The 17,957-nt window shown below is 56.1% G+C and carries 20 protein-coding genes; 11 read left to right on the forward strand and 9 right to left on the reverse strand.

The features are described 5' to 3' along the window. Positions 1-36 precede the first annotated feature (36 nt). Positions 37-360, reverse strand: a complete 324-nt coding sequence (locus G7069_RS01560) for a hypothetical protein (RefSeq protein WP_166293588.1) — start codon at positions 358-360, stop codon at positions 37-39. Then, entirely contained in the window at positions 357-1,118 is a 762-nt protein-coding gene (gene pssA, locus G7069_RS01565; RefSeq protein ID WP_166293590.1) for a CDP-diacylglycerol--serine O-phosphatidyltransferase, read from the reverse strand. The genes G7069_RS01560 and pssA overlap by 4 nt, the downstream gene beginning before the upstream one ends. A gap of 69 nt (positions 1,119-1,187) precedes the next feature. On the opposite strand from pssA, the gene G7069_RS01570 reads away from it, so the two are divergent. Next, positions 1,188-2,948, forward strand: a complete 1,761-nt coding sequence (locus G7069_RS01570; protein WP_166293592.1) for a proline--tRNA ligase — start codon at positions 1,188-1,190, stop codon at positions 2,946-2,948. Here the strand turns inward: G7069_RS01570 and G7069_RS01575 are convergent. Beyond that, positions 2,943-4,190: a threonine/serine exporter family protein gene (locus tag G7069_RS01575; RefSeq protein WP_166293594.1), complete on the reverse strand. Its 1,248-nt coding sequence runs from the start codon at positions 4,188-4,190 to the stop codon at positions 2,943-2,945. The two genes, G7069_RS01570 and G7069_RS01575, sit on opposite strands and share 6 nt — an antisense overlap. Positions 4,191-4,266: 76 nt before the next feature. On the opposite strand from G7069_RS01575, the gene G7069_RS01580 reads away from it, so the two are divergent. From G7069_RS01580 to G7069_RS01600, 5 genes are all read left to right on the forward strand, one after another. Further along, positions 4,267-5,409, forward strand: a complete 1,143-nt coding sequence (locus G7069_RS01580) for an ABC transporter permease (RefSeq protein ID WP_166293596.1) — start codon at positions 4,267-4,269, stop codon at positions 5,407-5,409. Further along, positions 5,409-6,206 carry an ATP-binding cassette domain-containing protein gene (locus tag G7069_RS01585; protein ID WP_166293598.1) on the forward strand — a complete coding sequence of 266 codons (798 nt, stop codon included), beginning with the start codon at positions 5,409-5,411 and terminating at the stop codon, positions 6,204-6,206. The genes G7069_RS01580 and G7069_RS01585 overlap by 1 nt, the downstream gene beginning before the upstream one ends. Positions 6,207-6,208: 2 nt before the next feature. Further along, a complete protein-coding gene (locus G7069_RS01590) occupies positions 6,209-7,138 on the forward strand; it encodes an MlaD family protein (protein WP_166293600.1) in 930 nt (309 codons plus the stop codon). Continuing rightward, positions 7,135-7,737: an ABC-type transport auxiliary lipoprotein family protein gene (locus G7069_RS01595; RefSeq protein WP_166293603.1), complete on the forward strand. Its 603-nt coding sequence runs from the start codon at positions 7,135-7,137 to the stop codon at positions 7,735-7,737. The genes G7069_RS01590 and G7069_RS01595 overlap by 4 nt, the downstream gene beginning before the upstream one ends. A gap of 91 nt (positions 7,738-7,828) precedes the next feature. Next, complete coding sequence (locus tag G7069_RS01600; RefSeq protein WP_166293605.1) at positions 7,829-9,445, forward strand: electron transfer flavoprotein-ubiquinone oxidoreductase; 1,617 nt, start codon at positions 7,829-7,831, stop codon at positions 9,443-9,445. A 9-nt stretch (positions 9,446-9,454) separates the two neighbouring features. Here the strand turns inward: G7069_RS01600 and G7069_RS01605 are convergent, their stop codons facing one another. The 6 genes from G7069_RS01605 to rfbB form a co-directional block, all read right to left on the reverse strand. Then, the gene (locus G7069_RS01605; RefSeq protein WP_166293608.1) at positions 9,455-10,255 is read right to left on the reverse strand and encodes a hypothetical protein; all 801 of its coding nucleotides are present in this window, start codon (positions 10,253-10,255) and stop codon (positions 9,455-9,457) included. Then, on the reverse strand, positions 10,252-10,881 hold the full coding sequence (locus tag G7069_RS01610; RefSeq protein WP_166293610.1) for a CoA transferase subunit B: 630 nt from the start codon (positions 10,879-10,881) through the stop codon (positions 10,252-10,254). Before G7069_RS01610 ends, G7069_RS01605 begins: the two co-directional genes overlap by 4 nt. Next, complete coding sequence (locus G7069_RS01615) at positions 10,881-11,594, reverse strand: CoA transferase subunit A (RefSeq protein WP_166293612.1); 714 nt, start codon at positions 11,592-11,594, stop codon at positions 10,881-10,883. The genes G7069_RS01610 and G7069_RS01615 overlap by 1 nt, the downstream gene beginning before the upstream one ends. A gap of 87 nt (positions 11,595-11,681) precedes the next feature. After that, entirely contained in the window at positions 11,682-12,245 is a 564-nt protein-coding gene (gene rfbC / locus G7069_RS01620) for a dTDP-4-dehydrorhamnose 3,5-epimerase (protein WP_166293615.1), read from the reverse strand. Continuing rightward, positions 12,242-13,126: a glucose-1-phosphate thymidylyltransferase RfbA gene (gene rfbA / locus G7069_RS01625; protein WP_166293617.1), complete on the reverse strand. Its 885-nt coding sequence runs from the start codon at positions 13,124-13,126 to the stop codon at positions 12,242-12,244. Before rfbA ends, rfbC begins: the two co-directional genes overlap by 4 nt. Positions 13,127-13,136: 10 nt before the next feature. Beyond that, on the reverse strand, positions 13,137-14,189 hold the full coding sequence (gene rfbB, locus G7069_RS01630; RefSeq protein WP_166293619.1) for a dTDP-glucose 4,6-dehydratase: 1,053 nt from the start codon (positions 14,187-14,189) through the stop codon (positions 13,137-13,139). Positions 14,190-14,307: 118 nt separating this feature from the next. On the opposite strand from rfbB, the gene G7069_RS01635 reads away from it, so the two are divergent. The 5 genes from G7069_RS01635 (at position 14,308) to G7069_RS01655 (ending at position 17,953) form a co-directional block, all read left to right on the forward strand. Beyond that, positions 14,308-15,054, forward strand: coding sequence for an electron transfer flavoprotein subunit beta/FixA family protein (locus G7069_RS01635; protein WP_166293621.1), 747 nt, complete (start codon positions 14,308-14,310; stop codon positions 15,052-15,054). Beyond that, a complete protein-coding gene (locus G7069_RS01640; protein WP_166293623.1) occupies positions 15,054-16,001 on the forward strand; it encodes an electron transfer flavoprotein subunit alpha/FixB family protein in 948 nt (315 codons plus the stop codon). The genes G7069_RS01635 and G7069_RS01640 overlap by 1 nt, the downstream gene beginning before the upstream one ends. Positions 16,002-16,093: 92 nt before the next feature. After that, the gene (locus G7069_RS01645; protein ID WP_240912604.1) at positions 16,094-16,990 is read left to right on the forward strand and encodes a glycosyltransferase family 2 protein; all 897 of its coding nucleotides are present in this window, start codon (positions 16,094-16,096) and stop codon (positions 16,988-16,990) included. Next, complete coding sequence (locus G7069_RS01650) at positions 16,983-17,717, forward strand: hypothetical protein (protein WP_166293628.1); 735 nt, start codon at positions 16,983-16,985, stop codon at positions 17,715-17,717. The genes G7069_RS01645 and G7069_RS01650 overlap by 8 nt, the downstream gene beginning before the upstream one ends. Further along, complete coding sequence (locus G7069_RS01655) at positions 17,714-17,953, forward strand: acyl carrier protein (protein ID WP_166293630.1); 240 nt, start codon at positions 17,714-17,716, stop codon at positions 17,951-17,953. The genes G7069_RS01650 and G7069_RS01655 overlap by 4 nt, the downstream gene beginning before the upstream one ends. Positions 17,954-17,957: the final 4 nt, after the last annotated feature.

Here is a 17,957-nt window from a genome sequence, read left to right on the forward strand (position 1 = left end):
GCCGAAGACCTGCGTCGAAAGGCAGCCGTTCCGTACTCACGCGCCGCGCAGGCCTTTCAATACATGCCAAAACGCACGTTTGGCATGGGGGTTGGTCGCGAGATCCGGTGGCAAGTAAACACGTTGGACTAAATCATCAAACGTGAGATTCGCGGCACGCGACACATACTTTTGCAATTGCACACTCAACACAGCATTGCCGGTCGAAGCTGGGCGCGTAGCAGGTACAGGTGCTGCCTCTACTGACGTTCGAGCAACAGGCATCTCAGGCACCACCGGCGCTGATTCGCGCCCAATGTCCCACAGCTGGAAGCCCATGGCCTCCAAATACTGCCGTTGGCTTGCACTCCAAGCGTTCATTTCTTGCTGATGCCGACCTTCTTCAACACCCAAATCGCTGGGCCCGACAAGGCATACAGACCAAATACGAACAACAAGGTGTTCGGCTGGTTGATGACCAAGGCAATGATGGCAAGGATCAACAAGATCGGCATGTAGACCGGCACGCGATCAGACTGCGGCCCTTTGCCAGAGCCTTTGAAGCTTGAGTACCGAATATTACTGACCATCAACAGGCCAACGACCGCCGTCAATCCCAGCGCGACGTAGCGGATATCCGCACCCGGCCAACCGGCATCGAAACACACCCAAACAAAACTGCTGATCACCGCAGCCGCCGCCGGGCTCGCCAAACCAATAAACCAGCGTTTGTCGACCACGGCCACTTGGCTATTGAAACGCGCTAAACGCAAAGCGGCGCAAGCTGCGTACAAGAATGCAATGGACCAGCCCAGTTTGCCGAAGCTCTTGCCGTCCAGCTGCATATGCACCAGTGACCAGTGATATATAAGCAAGGCGGGCGCCATGCCAAAGCTGACAAGGTCGGCCAGAGAGTCGTACTGAACGCCGAATTCGCTTTGCGTATTGGTCAGGCGCGCAACCCGTCCGTCCAAGCCATCGAGGATGGCGGCGATGAAGATCGCGACGCAGGCGTGCTCGAATTTGTGCTGGGACGCAGCGATGATGGCGTAAAAACCCGCAAACATGCCCCCCGTGGTGAACAGGTTCGGTAGCAGATAAACGGCGCGACGGCGCTTGATGGGTTCGATTTCAGACATGCCGCCAGTGTATCGCCCGATGTGAGAGACATGGCAGAATAAACCGTTTCCCGTTCAAGAAATCGCTAGATGCGCCTGTCCAAGTTCCATATTCGCACCGAAAAAGAGACCCCTGCGGAAGCCGAACTGGCCAGCCACAAGCTGATGCTGCGTGCCGGCATGATCCGCAAGCTGGCCGCTGGTCTCTACACCTGGAGCCCACTGGGTCTGCGCGTACTGCGTAAGGTCGAGCGTATTGTCCGCGAAGAAATGAACGCCGCAGGCGCTGTTGAGATGTCGATGCCGACCATCCAGCCGCGTGAGCTATGGGACGAAACCGGGCGCTGGGAAAAATTCGGCGGTCAGTTGCTGAAGATCAAAGACCGCAAGGAAGCTGAGTACTGCTACAGCCCTACGGCCGAAGAAGCTGTGACAGATTTTGCGCGCGTTGAGCTGAGCAGCTACAAGCAATTGCCGGTCAATTTCTATCAAATTCAAACGAAATTCCGTGACGAGATTCGTCCGCGCTTTGGCGTCATGCGTGCGCGCGAATTCATGATGAAAGACGCGTATTCGTTTCACGTCGATTCGGATTCATTGCACGCTGAATATCGCAACATGTACGACACCTATGTGCGCATCTTTACGCGCCTTGGTTTGAAGTTTCGTGCAGTCTCTGCCGACACCGGCGCGATTGGTGGTACGGCATCGCATGAATTCCAAGTCTTGGCTGACTCGGGCGAAGACGCGATTGCCTTCTCTGATGGCTCTGACTACGCCGCGAATACAGAACTCGCAGAAGCGATTGCGCCGCATGCGCGTGGCGAAGCGAGCGAAGCGCTGCGCGAGATCAATACACCCACACAAAAGACTTGCGAAGACGTCGCCGCATTGATGGGGATTCCTTTGCAGCGCACGGCGAAGTCGGTGGCACTCATGACCACTGGAGACGCACCCGCATTTGTACTCGCGCTGGTACGCGGCGACCACATGGTCAATGAAATCAAATTGAGCAAGCAACCCGGTTTGCTCGACTACCGTTTGGCGACAGAAGCGGAAATCTTGGAATACCTCGGTGCCGCGCCTGGCTTCTTGGGCCCCTTGAACACCGCCAAGCCGATTCGCGTCATTGCGGACCGTGCAGTCGCCTGCTTGAACGATTTCGTGGTCGGCGCCAATGTCGACGGCAAACATATTGCGGGCGTGAATTGGGTGCGTGATTTGCCGGAACCCGAAGTGGCAGACATTCGCAACGTGGTCGAAGGCGACGCATCGCCGGATGGTGTTGGCACCTTGCGCATTGCACGCGGCATTGAAGTGGGTCACGTGTTTGCATTGGGCAATAAGTATTCCGAAGCCATGGGCTGCACGGTGCTTGACGCGCAAGGCAAAGCGATCCATCCCGACATGGGCTGCTATGGCGTCGGTATTTCACGCATCGTGGCCGCTGCGATTGAACAAGGACACGACGAGGCCGGCATCATTTGGCCGGAACCGATGGCGCCTTGGACGGCCGTTGTGTGCGTCATCAATCCGAAAAACGATGCCGTCATCAATGACGCAGCGCAGGCGCTTTATGCGGATCTCAGCAAGGCAGGCGTCGACGTCGCACTCGATGATCGTGGCTTGCGCCCCGGCGCCATGTTCGCGGACATGGAACTCATCGGCGTCACGCATCGCATTGTCGTTTCCGGACGCGGCTTAGAATCCGGCACGTTTGAATACCGTCATCGCGCGTCTGCCGAGTCTGAAAACCTCGACCGTGAAGCGTTGTTTGACCGCATTCAATCGCGCAGCGATTTCGCCCGCGGCGATCGCAACAAGCGCGATTTTATTGCCGACCTCTCATAAGCTTCGCCGCGAACTGAGCATCAGATTGCCGAGCAAGATGCCGGCAATCAACGCCAGCAACACATTCAAAACGTCGACCAAGATACTGGTGCCGGCCTCGGTCGATTGCTGTTGCAAAAGATTGATAACGCTGCGAAAACTCAAGCTTCCGGGCACGAGCATGATGATGCCCGGCAAGCGCACCAAGGCACCGGGTCGCTTGAACGCGCGCGCATAGTAGTTGCCAAGCAAAGTCATGCAAAATGCCGCTGCGAATACACCGGCCACATTGCCTAAGGACATCGCCACCAAGCGCGACACCAAGTACCCCGTGATCGCCGCCATCATCACCAGCGCATAGTCACGCGCACCTGCCCTAAACAAGATGGCAAACGAATACGCCGCAGTGATCATGCCGAGGCCTTCCACCCACAGCGGCTGCGGTCGGTCCATGCGCACTTGTGGATGCATGCCCAACACCTTGGCCAAGGTCGTGATGATCATCATGCCGATCGCGAGCTTCAGCACAACGGTCAGTGCACCCGCAAGTCTTGAAGTACCGGAAACCAGATGCTGACTGGTCAGTTCATTGACTGCGTTGGTGATGCCCATACCAGGCAACAAGACTATGACCGCTGCGATGATCACGGTATTGAAATTCAGCGGTTCTATCCAAGTACTCACCACCACCGTAATCAAAGTGGCAATGGCCGCCGCGATAACTTCCTCTGCATCCTTTAAGCCATCGAGCTTCAGGTTGACGATATTCAACACCAAGCCGATTGAAAGCCCCGCAACAGCAGCGGTGGCGACGTCTAGCCACGGCAACCGCAACAGGCAGGCCACGCCAAAGGCTGCCAAGCCAAACCCCAAGACTTGCGCCCAACGCGCCATACGCGACATGGGCCGGTCCAAGGCTTGAAGTTGCGCATGGCCGTGCGCAACATCCAATTTGCCGGATAACACTTCTTCAGCGATGCGATCCGTCTCTGCCAACTTGTGCAGTGCGTTTTCACCCAGCGGCAGGCGAATCAAACGGGTTGTTTCAGGATCTTTGGCCTTGCCGCCAATCGGGCGGAAAGAGAGAATCATGCCGGTGGGGTTGGACCACGGGTCGCATTCGATCTCCAACTGGCGCGCGACTGCAATCAGCGCACTTTCCAGACGTTGCGCAGTGGTGCCATAGCTGTGCAAGCGCTCAGCCAGTTCGCAAATGAAATCTATCCGAGTATCGATGGGCGCGGAGGCCGGATTGTTCAGCATGGGGAAAGGATCGCATGACAGTGTTTCAATTGCATCGTCCACTGCGCCATGACACATACAAGGTAGGCTTGTGCCAATGACTTCGCAGCCCTCGCAGGAACGCAACTCGGAACACCCACAGCCGCCCCGCCTCGAACCGATCGATGGCGGCCAAGGTCGTGTGCGTTTAATCGGGCTTTGGGACCTCGCACATTCGGCCGAGATCGTGCGTGCATTGAATGGTGTGCGCGGCAAGCTGAGCCACGTCGACGCAAGCGGCATCGATTCGCTCGACACGCTGGGCGTGATGCAGCTGATGCGCTTTCTGGGTAAACAAGGCATTGCAGCCGACGCGGTGCAGTGGCGTGAGCAGCATCTGCCCTTGGTGGAGTCGGTGGCCGATGTCTGCGGAGACCCACCGCCACCGAAGCGCAATTTCGGTTTTATAGAGGCGCTCGACCGACTTGGCCGCGGCGTGCTCGACAACGCACATGAAGTGCTCGCCCTCATCAGCTTCCTTGGCGAGGTGCTGATTAAATCTTGGCGAACCGTTCTCAATCCAAAGCGCTTTCGAACGACCTCTGCGGTTTATCACATGGAGCAAGTCGGCCTGGACGCCGTGCCCTTGGTGATGGTGTTGAACTTCTTAGTGGGTGCCGTGATCGCGTTCTTGGGCGCGAATGTCCTGCGCGATTTCGGCGCCACGATTTTTGTGGTCGAGCTGGTCAGTATTTCGTTCTTGAGAGAGTTCGGCGTACTCCTCACCGCAATCGTGCTGGCAGGCCGGACCGCGAGTGCGTTCACTGCACAGATCGGCGCCATGAAAAGCCGCGAAGAAGTCGATGCCATGCAGACGATCGGTTTGGATCCCGTCGATGTGCTGGTGATACCGCGTGTCGCTGCTTTGCTGGTGATGTTGCCGCTGCTCACCTTCCTCGCCATGGTGGCGGGCTTGTTGGGTGGCTTGATGGTGGGCGTTGTCAGTCTGGACATCCCGGCCGCGGGCTACATGGCGCGCATGGAACAAACGATGGAGGTACGTCATTTCTTTGTCGGCATGAGTAAAGCGCCGCTGTTTGCGATCGTGATTGCACTGATCGGTTGTTTGGAAGGCCTTCAAGTCAAAGGCACCGCGCAATCTGTCGGTGAGCGCACGACTTCAGCGGTCGTGCAGTGTATTGCATTGGTGATCGTGCTCGATGCGCTGGCCGCCATGTGGTTCATGTACATGGATATCTGATGCAGACGCCCGACGACACCCTCATCAAAGTCACCGGCTTGGTCAATCGTTTTGGCGAACAAGTCGTGCACGACCATCTTGATCTCGACGTTCGGCGTGGCGAGATTCAAGGGATTGTCGGCGGATCAGGCACGGGCAAATCTGTCCTGATGCGTTCGATCCTGGGCCTACAAACGCCTCAGGAAGGCGAAATTCGTGTGCTGGGCTTTGATCCGCGTAGCGGACGCGACGCGGATCGTCGTGGTATCGAAACGCACACCGGCGTGTTGTTCCAAGACGGTGCCCTGTTCTCCTCGCTCACCGTCGGCGAAAACGTTGAAGTGCCCTTGAAAGAACACCATCCGGAAATCCCGCAACGACTGCGCGAGGAGCTTGCACTTCTAAAGGTCAAGCTTTCGGGGCTCGCGGCTGAGTCGGTCGCCAAGTTGCCTTCTCAACTGTCGGGCGGCATGCGCAAGCGCGCAGGATTGGCGCGCGCTTTGGCACTTGATCCGCCCCTGCTTTTTTTGGATGAGCCTACGGCGGGTTTGGATCCTATCGGAGCATCGGCGTTCGACGAATTGATCCAAACCTTGCAAGAATCGCTTGGCTTGACCGTCTTTCTGATCACACATGACCTCGACACGCTCTATCGCATTTGTGATCGCGTCGCCGTTCTCGCGGAAAAACGCGTGTTGATTAACGCCCCGATCGAAGAGGTTGAACGCTGCGATCATCCCTGGGTGCAAGAATACTTTCATGGCCCTCGGGCACGCGCGGCACAACGCATGGCGCGCAACGTACACAAGAAGGATTGAAGATGGAAACCAAGGCCAATTACGTATTGATCGGGGCTTTCACGCTAGGCATATCGATCTTCCTGCTCTTGTTTGCCCTATGGGCGGCAAAGTTTGCATCCGATCGCACGTGGCAACGCTATGACGTGATTTTTACTGAGCCCGTGACCGGTCTATCAGAGGGCAGCTCGGTGCAATACAACGGCATTTCCGTGGGCACGGTGGAGAAGCTCAAACTCGATGCGAAAGATCCGCGCCGTGTGATCGCGCGCTTGAAGCTCTACGCGGATGCGCCGGTAAAAAGCGATACCAAGGCCAAGATGTCGCAAGCCGGCCTCACCGGCAGCCCGTTCATTCAGTTGACCGGCGGCATGCCGAGCAGCCCGATGCTCGCGTCAGTCGACCAGCGCGAGGTGCCGGTGATTCAAACCGAGCCTTCCGCCCTTCAAAACATTGCGGACACCGCCAACAAATTGGTGGCGCGCATGGACAAGCTTTTGAGCGAAGAAAATATCAAGCGCATCGAAGACACGCTGGAAAATCTGCGTGCCGCCACCGGTGCGATCGGCGATCAGAAAGAAGACATTCGCGCACTGTTGATCAATGCACGGCAAGCCAGTGAGCAGCTGAAAGGAACGTTGACGACCGTCGATGGCGCCGTCGTGCGTCTTGACCGTGAGGTCATCGGGAAATTGCCGGCAACGCTCGATAAGTTGGATCACGCCATTGCCGAGTTCGACAAGGCCGGCACGAATGCCAATGCTTTGATCGAAGAAAACCGAGGCCCGATCAAACAGTTCACAGGCGATGGTCTGCAGCAAATCAGTCCAGCGATTTCGGAGCTGCGCGTACTCATTCGTGACTTGCGCCGAATCTCGTTCGGGCTCGATCGCAATCCCGCCGGCTACATCTTGGGTCGTCAGCAACAAGCTAAGGAGTTCACCCCGAAATGATTACGCTCAGAACCCTCGGCATGATGGCGGCAGCGTTGATGGTCTCCGCGTGCGGCATTCTGCCTGCCAAGCAAGACATCACCTTGTATGACCTGCCGACGAATGTGACACCCGACGCGTCGTGGTCCCACACCGATGCCCAGATCACCGTGCGACGTCCAAGTGGTTTAGGCCTGATCGACAGCTCGCGCATTCTGGTTCGTCCAACCCCAAATGAGCTGCAGGTGTATGCGGGCGCCGCATGGGTGGATTCCGCGCCTGAAGTGATTCAGTCCGCCGTGGTTCAACTCTTGGAGGACAGTGACGCCACGCGCACGACGCTTCGTAGAGGCGGCGGCGTGAAGGGCGAATTCGAATTGTTGATGGACATCCGTCATTTCGAGGCGGATTACTCGGGTGCGAGCACACCGACGGTTGTCGTGGAGATCTCTGCCAAATTGGTGAACAACGCAGCACGTGGCGTCGTCGAGAACCGCGTGTTCAGAGCGACCGCACCTGCGGCGGGGACGGATGTGGCGCAAGTCGTTGCCGCGTTTGATAGGGCCCTGTCGAAGGCCTCTTTTGACATCGCAGGCTGGACCTTGCAGAACGCACGCTAAGTCTTGCGCCACTGCACCCGATTGGATGCAGGGTGAGCCGTGATTGCCGAGCCATTACAATGTTGGGCATGAACATTGAGGTGGATGCGCCATGGAATCGATAGAACGCGACGTAATGGAATTTGATGTCGTTGTCGTGGGCGCAGGCCCCGCCGGCCTCTCTTTCGCCATTCACCTCAAACAGCTGAAACCTGAGATTTCGGTGTGCGTCTTGGAAAAAGGCGCCACTGTAGGCGCGCACATCCTCTCCGGTGCTGTGATCGAGCCGGGCCCGTTGGACGCCCTCCTCCCGGGTTGGCGCGACAATCCGCCGCCAGTCTGCGTGCCTGCTAAAGAAGATGAGTTCTGGCTGCTCAGCAAGGAAGGTCAGCGCAAGCTACCCTTGCCGCCGGGCATGCACAACGCCGGCAATTTCATTGTCAGTTTAGGTGCGATGTGCGCTTGGCTTGCACCGCAGGCAGAGGCGCTTGGCGTGGAAGTGTTTGCCGGCTTCGCAGCGTCTGAAGCCTTGGTGGATGACAGCGGTCGCGTCATCGGTGTGCGCATTGGTGATATGGGCATTGCCAAAGACGGCACACACAAGCCCAGTTTCACCGCCGGCATTGATATCCACGCCAAAGTCACCGTGCTTGCCGAAGGCGCGCGAGGCAGCATCAGCAAACAGTTGGTCAAGCAATTCAAGCTGGACGCCGACTGTGATGCGCAAAGTTATTCAATCGGCATCAAAGAGCTTTGGCAAGTTGATGCGTCACGTGTCTCGCCAGGCAAGATCGTTCACACCTTGGGTTGGCCTGCCGACAATGCAACGTATGCCGGCAGCTTCATTTATCACTTGGAAGGCGGACGCGTTGCACTCGGTTACGTGAGTGGCCTTGATTACAAAGATCCGGAATACAAGCCTTGGGAAGCCTTCCAGCAGTGGAAAGCGCACCCCTTGGTGGCGTCGTTACTTGAAGGCGGCAGTATCGTTTCAGCAGGTGCGCGCGCGATTGTCACGGGCGGGTATCAATCCTTGCCGAAGACAGAATTGCCGGGCGCACTTTTCATCGGCGACTGCGCCGGTTTGTTGAACGTGCCGAAAGTGAAAGGCACGCACCAAGCGATTCGTAGCGGCATGCTCGCTGCGAAACATTTGGCGGAATCCAATGGCGAGAATGCATTGGGTTTTGATGCCAAGCTGCGTGATTCAGAAATTTATGCCGAGCTGCGCAAAGTCCGCAACATCAAGCCCGGCTTTAAGAAAGGGTTTTGGTTTGGCATGTTCAATGCCGCGTGGGAAACCGCAACAGCAGGTTTGTCGCCTTGGACACTCAAACAAAAAGCCGACTGGGATTCGCTGGATCGCTTAGGCACGGCTGAACCCGAGCGCGACTACGTGACGCGCACGCTTGCGCCACGTGATCGATTGCAAGGTGTGTACTTCGCCGCCACCTCGCACGATGAAGACCAACCGATCCATTTGAAGGTGGCCGACACCGATATCTGTGCAACGCGTTGTGTCGAAGAGTACGACAACCCGTGTACGCGCTTCTGCCCTGCAGCGGTGTACGAAATGGTCGCCGATGAATCAATGCCGCATGGCAAACGTCTACAAATCAATGCTGCGAATTGCGTGCATTGCAAAACATGTGACATCAAAGATCCCTACGAGATCATCACTTGGACGACGCCGGAAGGCGGTTCCGGACCCAACTACCAGAATCTTTGATCGTGTGACCTAAGCGTCTTCCACGTGAAGGCGCTGATGTCCATACCAAGTATCCCAAGCCGGCAGTTCGACCGGCGGCATGATTTGCGCAGCTTCCAGGCATAGGAAGTTGCGCCATTCGTCGCCGCTGAGATCCTTCAAATCGCGCGCCAAGTCTGGCCCCGGATTCCAAACGACCGTATCTGAAAAGCCCTGCTGTTCGATGATCGTTCTTGTTGCGCCATCGACGAGCGTGAGTTGATTCGGTGCATTGGCATACACGCGGTCGACGTTGACCGGCCCGGACAATACTTCGTGAGAAGGTCCTTGGCGAGCGAGCCCCTGCAAGGCGTCATACCACACGCCGCGTTCGAGCCCCAAAAGTTGCGCGTTGGCGACATCATCAACGCGCAAGTACGTGTGTAGACCGCAGGTGAACTGCATCAGCTCGGAACTCGAATTGATCACAGAGAAGTAGATGCCAATTGCATTGCTCTCAAGCTGGACACGCAATCGCACATCTGCAGCGGGTATGACCTCGTCCTGTTCCAAGGCGAGGCAAAACAACACAAAATCGTCGCCCCGCTCGTCCAACACCCAATCAAGATGACGAACCACGCCATGCTTGGGTCCGTCGCCGAACAGTCCGAACTGCGGGAATAGAACGGGAATGCCGCCATGCGGCGCATTGCGTTCATTGGCGACCGCGCTGGCAGGCATAAACAATCGCGCCTTGCCATTGCAAATCCAACTCAGCACGCGCGCACCGAACGGCGAAACGGCCGCAGTGCTGCGGCCGTCTCTAGACATCAATTCGATGACTTCGTTCACGCGACGAAAGGAACGCCCGTCTTTTCTTGCGCTTCGTCTCGGCTCACGCCTTCTGCAAGCTCTGCGACCGACAAACCTTTCGGTGTCACGTCAAACACGCCAAGCTCAGTGATGATGCGATTCACCACGCCAACACCGGTCAAAGGCAAGGTGCATTCCGGCAGAATTTTTGAAGAACCTGATTTGGTGGTGTGCTCCATCAAGACGACGACCCGCTTGACGCCGGCCACCAAATCCATCGCACCGCCCATGCCCTTCACCATTTTTCCGGGCACCATCCAGTTCGCCAAGTCACCTTTATCGGTGACTTCCATAGCGCCCAAGATGGCGAGGTCAATGTGGCCGCCGCGAATCATTGCAAACGAATCATGGCTGCCGAAGAAACTCGCGCCTGGCATCGCTGTGACGGTTTGTTTGCCTGCATTGATCAGGTCTGCGTCTAGTTCGGCTTCTGTCGGAAACGGGCCAATACCGAGCAAGCCATTTTCACTTTGCAGCCAAACATTCATGCCATCGGGAATGTAGTTCGCGACCATGGTCGGCAAGCCGATGCCGAGGTTGACGTAGGCGCCGTCGGTCAGTTCTTTCGAGGCGCGTTGCGCCATCTCTTCACGGGTCCAGGCCATTACTTGCTCTCCTCGGCACGCAAGGTGCGTTGCTCGATACGCTTTTCCGGATGTGCATTTACGACAATGCGATCGACGAAGATTCCGGGTAAATGCACTTGATCCGGATCGAGCGCGCCGACTTCAACCAACTCTTCCACTTCAACAATGCAGAGGTTGCCAGCCATCGCGCAAGCGGGATTGAAGTTACGCGCTGTCTTACGGAACACGAGATTGCCGGCCTTGTCGGCTTTCCATGCTTTCACCAAAGAAACGTCTGCCTTCAGTGCGGTTTCCAACACGTACCAGCGCCCGTCAATTTCGCGCGTTTCCTTGCCTTCTGCCACGATGGTGCCGTAGCCAGTTGCAGTAAAGAACGCGGGGATTCCGGCGCCACCGGCACGCAGACGTTCTGCCAAGGTGCCTTGCGGATTGAATTCCAGTTCGAGCTCGCCACCCAAATATTGACGCTCGAACTCTTTGTTCTCACCCACATAGGACGAGATCATTTTCTTGATTTGGCGCGTTGCCAAGAGTTGGCCCAGACCAAAGCCGTCGACACCGGCATTATTCGAAATGGCGGTCAGCCCTGTGACACCTGAGTCACGCAGCGCGGCAATCAGCGCTTCCGGAATACCGCAGAGACCGAAACCACCGACGGCGAGCGTCTGTCCGTCGGCGACTGCGCCCTTGAGTGCCGCATCGGCACTCTCATAGACCTTCGAAGCTTGCATTTCCTTCCTTCAGGGCTGGATGAATCCTTCGATTCTACCAGCCAGAGGTCAAGCAACCCTCGTACCTTGGTCCACTGATCGCAGAGATCAAGGCTGATAAATGGGCAAGCGTTCCTGCGGGATATCTCGCAACAAAGGTGCAATCGTGTCCTTGCCCGACAGCGACGGCGCGCGCCCATCCAACGGCCAAGCGATGTTCAAGTCCGGGTCATTCCATGCGATGTTGGCATCCGCCTGCGCGTCGTATGTCTCGGTGCAGAGATAGCTGAAGATGGCGGATTTACTCAATACAACAAACCCGTGCGCAAACCCTTCTGGAATCCAAAAGTGCCTTTTGTTGTCGGCACTCAAATGCATTCCGGTCCACTGACCAAACGTGGGCGAACCTCGACGAATATCGACGGCAACATCCCACACCTCGCCTTCGATGACCGAAACAAATTTGCCTTGCGGCTTTGGCCATTGGTAGTGAAGCCCTCTCAGAACGCCTTGTGCGGAAGACGAGACATTGCCCTGCTTCCAGACCAAGTCCAAGCCAAGCGGGCGAAGCTTATCGGCATTAAATGATTCGTAGAAGTAGCCTCGATCATCACCGAATACCTTCGGCTCAAAGATCAAACACCCCGGCAATTCAGATTCGATCACGTTCATGGCACATAGCCCCGCTTCGGCAATTGCATCAAGTATTGACCGTAACCGTTTTTGGCCAAGGGCTTCGCCAAATCCATGAGCTGGGATTCCGTAATCCAGCCGTTATTGAATGCAATCTCTTCCGGACAGCACACGCGCAAACCTTGTCGCGCTTCAATTGTCTCAATGTAGTTGGCGGCTTCCAGCAGCGACCGATGGGTGCCGGTATCCAACCACGCGTAGCCCCGCCCCAATTGCTCAAGGTGCAGCGCGTTCTCTTCGAGGTACACCTTATTCAAATCGGTAATTTCCAATTCGCCACGCGGTGAAGGCTTGAGTGCTTTGGCGAATTCCGGTGCGCGTCCGTCGTAGAAATACAAACCCGTCACGGCATAGTTGGAACGTGGCGCGGTCGGCTTTTCCTCTAGTCCGATCACTTTGCCCGCTGCATCGAATTCGGCGACACCGTAGCGCTCGGGATCTTGCACCCAATAACCGAACACGGTGGCACCTTCGGGACGCGCATCTGAGCGCTTCAACATCGCCGTCAAACCCGGACCGTGGAAAATGTTGTCGCCCAAGACCAAACAACTCGGTGCGCCCGCTAAGAACGATTCGCCTAAGACGAAGGCCTGCGCCAATCCATCGGGACTGGGTTGCGCAACATATTCAAAGCGCATGCCCCACTGGCTTCCGTCGCCCATCAAAGTCTTAAACAAGGCTTGTTCGTGCGGCGTATTGATGATCAGCACTTCACGAATACCTGCCAGCATCAACACGCTGAGCGGGTAATAGATCATCGGCTTGTCGTATACCGGCAATAGCTGTTTGCTGATGCCTTGGGTGATCGGATAGAGGCGCGTGCCTGAGCCGCCCGCGAGAATGATGCCCTTGCGATCCATGTGCGTCTCCTTAGGCCTGGCCGATGCGTTCAAGACGATAGCTACCATCGAGCACGCGACTCACCCATGCTTGGTTGTCGAGATACCAATCGACCGTGGCTGCGATGCCTTGTTCGAATGTGTGCGCCGGCTCCCAGCCCAGTTCACGCTTCAGTTTTGATGCGTCAATCGCGTACCGACGATCATGACCGGGACGATCTTTCACATACGTGATTTGCGAAACGTAATTTGTACCGTCTGCTTTGGGTCGGCGTTGATCGAGTAGCGCGCAGATCACATGCACAACTTCAATGTTCTGCTTTTCGGCATTACCACCCACGTTGTAGGTTTCTCCCACTTTGCCGCCTTCCAACACACGACGAATGGCACTGCAGTGATCGCCGACGTACAACCAATCGCGAACGTTCTTTCCATCCCCGTAAATGGGCAGTGGCGCACCGGCCAAAGCCTTGGCGATGATCAAAGGAATCAATTTCTCGGGGAACTGATACTCACCGTAATTGTTGGAGCAATTGGTGGTGAGGACGGGCAAGCCATACGTATGGTGAAAGGCACGCACCAAGTGATCGGACGCTGCCTTCGATGCCGAGTACGGTGAGTTCGGGGCATACGGCGTGGTTTCGGTAAAGAGGCCGGTATCGCCCAACGAGCCATACACCTCGTCCGTCGAAACGTGGAGGAAACGGAACGCGTCTGCTGCGGCACCTTCCAAAGTCTTCCAGTAGTCGCGCGTCGCTTCGAGGAGCCCGAGGGTGCCGACCACATTGGTTTGGATGAATTCCGCAGGGCCGTCAATCGAGCGATCGACATGGCTCTCAGCCGCGAAGTTCACCACTGCATTCGGCGTGTGCTCGGCGAGCAGACGAGACACCAAAGCGCGATCTCCAATATCGCCTTCAACGAAGACGTGGTTCGCGTTGCCTTCCAACGAGGCCAGCGTGTCTTTGTTCCCCGCGTAGGTGAGCGCATCAAGATTGATGACTTTGACGCCCTGCCGGACAGCCTCCAAGACAAAATTGCCGCCGATGAAGCCGGCACCGCCGGTAACGAGCCAAGTTGACATGCAGTTTCCTTACGAAATGGGGGATTTCTGATCGGCCAATGATACTTGAGACCGCGTTCACACTGCCCGAATTCAGCCCCGTTCGCTACAATAGCGGGCTGATTTGAAAGGATTGACCATGAAGATTCTTGTGGGCTACAAGCGGGTTGTGGACGCGAACGTACGGGTGCAGGTAAAGCCCGATGGGTCTGGGGTTGTCACTGAAGGCGTGAAGCTTTCGGCGAACCCGTTTGACGATATCGCCCTTGAGGAGGCCTTGCGCCTTCGCGACTCTGGCAAAGCCACTGAAGTGATCGTCGCCACGCTTGCACCGGCCGACGCACAACCGCATCTTCGCAACGGGCTCGCCATGGGCGCAAACCGCGCCATCCACGTGGTGACAGACGGCCCCGTTCAAGCATTAACGGCCGCACGCGCGTTGCTCAAGCTGATTGAAAAGGAACAGCCCGACCTCGTCTTGCTGGGTAAGCAGGCCATCGATGATGACGCAAGCCAAACCGGTCAAATGCTCGCGACCTTATGGGGTCGCCCGCAAGCAACGTTCGCCAGCAAATTGGTCGTCGACGCTGGCAAGGCCACGGTCACCCGCGAAGTGGATGCGGGGCTGGAAACCCTTGAAATCGATCTGCCGGGCGTGGTCACGACTGACCTTCGCTTGAACGAACCGCGCTTTATCAAATTGCCCGACATCATGAAGGCCAAGAGCAAACCGCTCGAAACGATTCCGTTGGCAGACCTGGGCGTCGACGCGCATGAAGGTCTGAAGACCACGCATTTTGCCGCACCTGCGCAACGTGGCCGTGGCGTCATGGTGAAAGACGCGGCTGAACTGGTCGCAAAGCTCAAAGAGAAGGGGTTGCTCTAATGTCCAAGGTGTTAATCGTTGCAGAACATCTCGATGGCAAATTGAATGCTGCTACTGCGAAATGCGTGTCTGCGGCAAAGGCACTGAACCCAGATGGCATTGATGTCGTCGTTTTGTCCGGGGATGCCTCTGGGGTTGCCGAACAAGCTGCAAAACTTGAAGGCGTGACCAAGGTGCTCGCGGTGAGCAACTCAGCAAATGCGCATGCATTGGCACAAGTACAAGCCCCGCAAATTGCGAAGCTCGCCGCTGGCTACACACATGTCTTTGGCCCGAGCACAACCTTCGGCAAAGATTTGATGCCTTGTGTGGCCGCGCTGTTAGGTGTTGGACAAGTGTCTGACCTGATGTCAGTTGAAGGCGCCAACACGTTCAAACGCCCCATCTACGCGGGCAACGCGATTGTGACGGTTGAAACGCCGACCAACGCCACGGTCGTCGCAACAGTACGCACTGCCTCTTGGCCGCAAGCCGCCAATGGCGGTAATGCCGCCGTTGAAGAAACGACTGTTGAAGCCGAATTGCCGACGCATACTCGCTTCTTACACCTAGCCGCCGCATCGAGTGATCGCCCTGACCTACAAAGTGCCCGTCGCGTTGTCTCCGGTGGACGTGGTGTCGGCAGCGCCGAGAACTTTAAGATTATTTACGACCTGGCCGACAAGCTGGGCGCAGGTGTTGGCGCATCACGCGCAGCTGTTGATGCAGGCTATGTACCGAATGACATGCAGGTAGGTCAAACGGGCAAGATCATTGCACCTGAGCTCTACATTGCGATTGGGATTTCGGGTGCGATTCAACATTTGACCGGTATTAAAGATGCGGGAACCATTGTCGCAATCAATAAAGATGCGGACGCGGCAATTTTTGAAATTGCAGATATCGGATTGGTCGGTGACCTGTTCGCTATCTTGCCGGAGCTGGAACAAGCTTTAGGCAGCGCATGATTTCCAGGTCGCGATCAGAGCGCAGGGCGGTACCCGTAGAGGTTTCCGTGGTTTCACCCATTTATGGGTGCGCGGGCTGTCTGGAAGAACTGGTGCATTCGATAAAGGCGGCCCTTGGGTCGTTAGGCGTTTCGTACGAAGTCATTCTTGTGGATGACGCGAGTCCAGACGGATCGTGGTCGCGTATCGAGGAAATTACGCGAGTTGAATCGAATGTTAAAGGCATTCGACTCTCTCGCAATTTCGGACAGCATGCAGCAATTTCCGCAGGGCTTGAAGCAACTCAGGGGCGCTGGGTCGTCGTCATGGACTGTGACTTGCAAGACCCGCCCGCTTCTATCCCCGATCTCTATCGAGCCGCGATCGCGTCTGACTCAGAAGTCATATTTGCGCGCCGAATGAACCGTAAGGACTCGACGGCCAAGCGACTCTCGTCATGGGGCTTCTTCCGCCTGCTCACTTGGTTAACGGGCATGCCGCAAGATGCGCGCGAAGCGAATTTCGGCATTTTCAAACGCAATGCAATCGATGCGGTTGTGTCGATGCCTGAGCGCGAACGCTCGTTTCCGTTATTGATCAAGTGGTCGGGTTTTCGCCGAACCTCGATTGATATTGAACACGCTCAACGCGCTGATGGTAAGAGCAGCTACACCCTAAAGAAATTACTGAAGCTGGCCACAGGTATCGCGTTAGGCTATTCAGAGAAGCCGCTGAAGATTGTTGCGCTCTGCGGCATCTTGTGCTCAGTGGTCGCCTTGGCTTTTGTCACTTTTGCCGTTATTCGATGGTTTGAGGGCGATGTCCAGGTTGCGGGCTTCACAACGATCATTGCTTCAATCTGGTTAATCGGTGGCCTAACTTTGTTTAGCCTTGGCGTCGTGGGTCTCTATATCGGCCAAGTATTTAGAAACGTACAGGGACGGCCCTCTTTCATCGTCGCTGAAAGCATTGCGCACAGCGACACAGACGTAGATCGTACTGATGCTTGAAAGCACGCGCTTCCAGTCGCGCCTCACACCCTGGGACGAGCGCGTGCTGGGCGTCAAGAGCGGCGAGTTTCTATTTCTGGACACACTGGATCCCCAAAGCGCAATTTCTGAGCTGGAAGCTTGGGCCATTGCTCATAACGTCAAGTATTTGTGTGGCAGAGTGGATTCCAACGAACGCGTTGTCCGAGAAGCACTTAGGGCACGTGGATACGAGTTTATTGAGACGTCTACGACCCTCTCGCGCGCTGGTTTCGGTGAACTACCCAAAATGCCACGCGGAATGACCGTCGATCTCAGAATGCCTGAACAACACGATATCCAATGGCTTGAAGCACTCGCACAAAACGCTTTCCATCATGGCCGACTCATTGAAGACTTGTCTGTTGCAGAGTCCGCTTCACGACAGAGAACTGCCAATTGGGTTCATGACTTGATTGAAAGAAAGCAACTCAGCGTCGCCGAGGCGCGCGGGAAAACGGTTGGTTTCCACGCAGAATCTATTCGTTCGTGCGGAAAAGTGGCGGATTTAATTTTGACGGGTGCGGATCAACGCTACGCAATGTTTGCGCTACCCATCTGGATCGCAGCGCTCCAACGACTGTCCGAAGCGGGCATTGAACGCTGCGAAACACTGATTTCATCGAGCAACGTGGGCGTTACAAACTTGTATGCTCAACTCGGTTTTAAATTTGAGAAATCCTTAGCGGGATACAGGAGATATTTATGAGTTCGAACGATAGAATTGTGGCCGTGTTCGCCAAAGTGCTTGGATTACCTGAAAGCGAGATCGTCGACGATTTGCGCTACTCAAGTATTCCGCAATGGGACTCCATTGCCCACATGTCCGTGATTGCAGATCTGGAAGATGCTTACGACATCATGATCGACATGGATGACGTCGTGGACATGAATACCGTCGGGAAAGCGCGCGAAATCATCGCGAAGTACACCCAGTCTGCGTGAGCGA

The organism is Lysobacter sp. HDW10 (assembly GCF_011300685.1).
Lineage (GTDB): Bacteria > Pseudomonadota > Gammaproteobacteria > Xanthomonadales > Xanthomonadaceae > Solilutibacter.

Excerpts from the sequence above, each read along its gene's own strand:
- G7069_RS01560 (WP_166293588.1), bottom strand. The coding sequence starts at position 360 with ATGAACGCTTGGAGTGCAAGCCAACGGCAGTATTTGGAGGCCATGGGC.
- pssA (WP_166293590.1), bottom strand. The coding sequence starts at position 1,118 with ATGTCTGAAATCGAACCCATCAAGCGCCGTCGCGCCGTTTATCTGCTA.
- G7069_RS01570 (WP_166293592.1), top strand. The coding sequence starts at position 1,188 with ATGCGCCTGTCCAAGTTCCATATTCGCACCGAAAAAGAGACCCCTGCG.
- G7069_RS01575 (WP_166293594.1), bottom strand. The coding sequence starts at position 4,190 with ATGCTGAACAATCCGGCCTCCGCGCCCATCGATACTCGGATAGATTTC.
- G7069_RS01580 (WP_166293596.1), top strand. The coding sequence starts at position 4,267 with ATGACTTCGCAGCCCTCGCAGGAACGCAACTCGGAACACCCACAGCCG.
- G7069_RS01585 (WP_166293598.1), top strand. The coding sequence starts at position 5,409 with ATGCAGACGCCCGACGACACCCTCATCAAAGTCACCGGCTTGGTCAAT.
- G7069_RS01590 (WP_166293600.1), top strand. The coding sequence starts at position 6,209 with ATGGAAACCAAGGCCAATTACGTATTGATCGGGGCTTTCACGCTAGGC.
- G7069_RS01595 (WP_166293603.1), top strand. The coding sequence starts at position 7,135 with ATGATTACGCTCAGAACCCTCGGCATGATGGCGGCAGCGTTGATGGTC.
- G7069_RS01600 (WP_166293605.1), top strand. The coding sequence starts at position 7,829 with ATGGAATCGATAGAACGCGACGTAATGGAATTTGATGTCGTTGTCGTG.
- G7069_RS01610 (WP_166293610.1), bottom strand. The coding sequence starts at position 10,881 with ATGGCCTGGACCCGTGAAGAGATGGCGCAACGCGCCTCGAAAGAACTG.
- G7069_RS01615 (WP_166293612.1), bottom strand. The coding sequence starts at position 11,594 with ATGCAAGCTTCGAAGGTCTATGAGAGTGCCGATGCGGCACTCAAGGGC.
- rfbC (WP_166293615.1), bottom strand. The coding sequence starts at position 12,245 with ATGAACGTGATCGAATCTGAATTGCCGGGGTGTTTGATCTTTGAGCCG.
- rfbA (WP_166293617.1), bottom strand. The coding sequence starts at position 13,126 with ATGGATCGCAAGGGCATCATTCTCGCGGGCGGCTCAGGCACGCGCCTC.
- rfbB (WP_166293619.1), bottom strand. The coding sequence starts at position 14,189 with ATGTCAACTTGGCTCGTTACCGGCGGTGCCGGCTTCATCGGCGGCAAT.
- G7069_RS01635 (WP_166293621.1), top strand. The coding sequence starts at position 14,308 with ATGAAGATTCTTGTGGGCTACAAGCGGGTTGTGGACGCGAACGTACGG.
- G7069_RS01640 (WP_166293623.1), top strand. The coding sequence starts at position 15,054 with ATGTCCAAGGTGTTAATCGTTGCAGAACATCTCGATGGCAAATTGAAT.
- G7069_RS01650 (WP_166293628.1), top strand. The coding sequence starts at position 16,983 with ATGCTTGAAAGCACGCGCTTCCAGTCGCGCCTCACACCCTGGGACGAG.
- G7069_RS01655 (WP_166293630.1), top strand. The coding sequence starts at position 17,714 with ATGAGTTCGAACGATAGAATTGTGGCCGTGTTCGCCAAAGTGCTTGGA.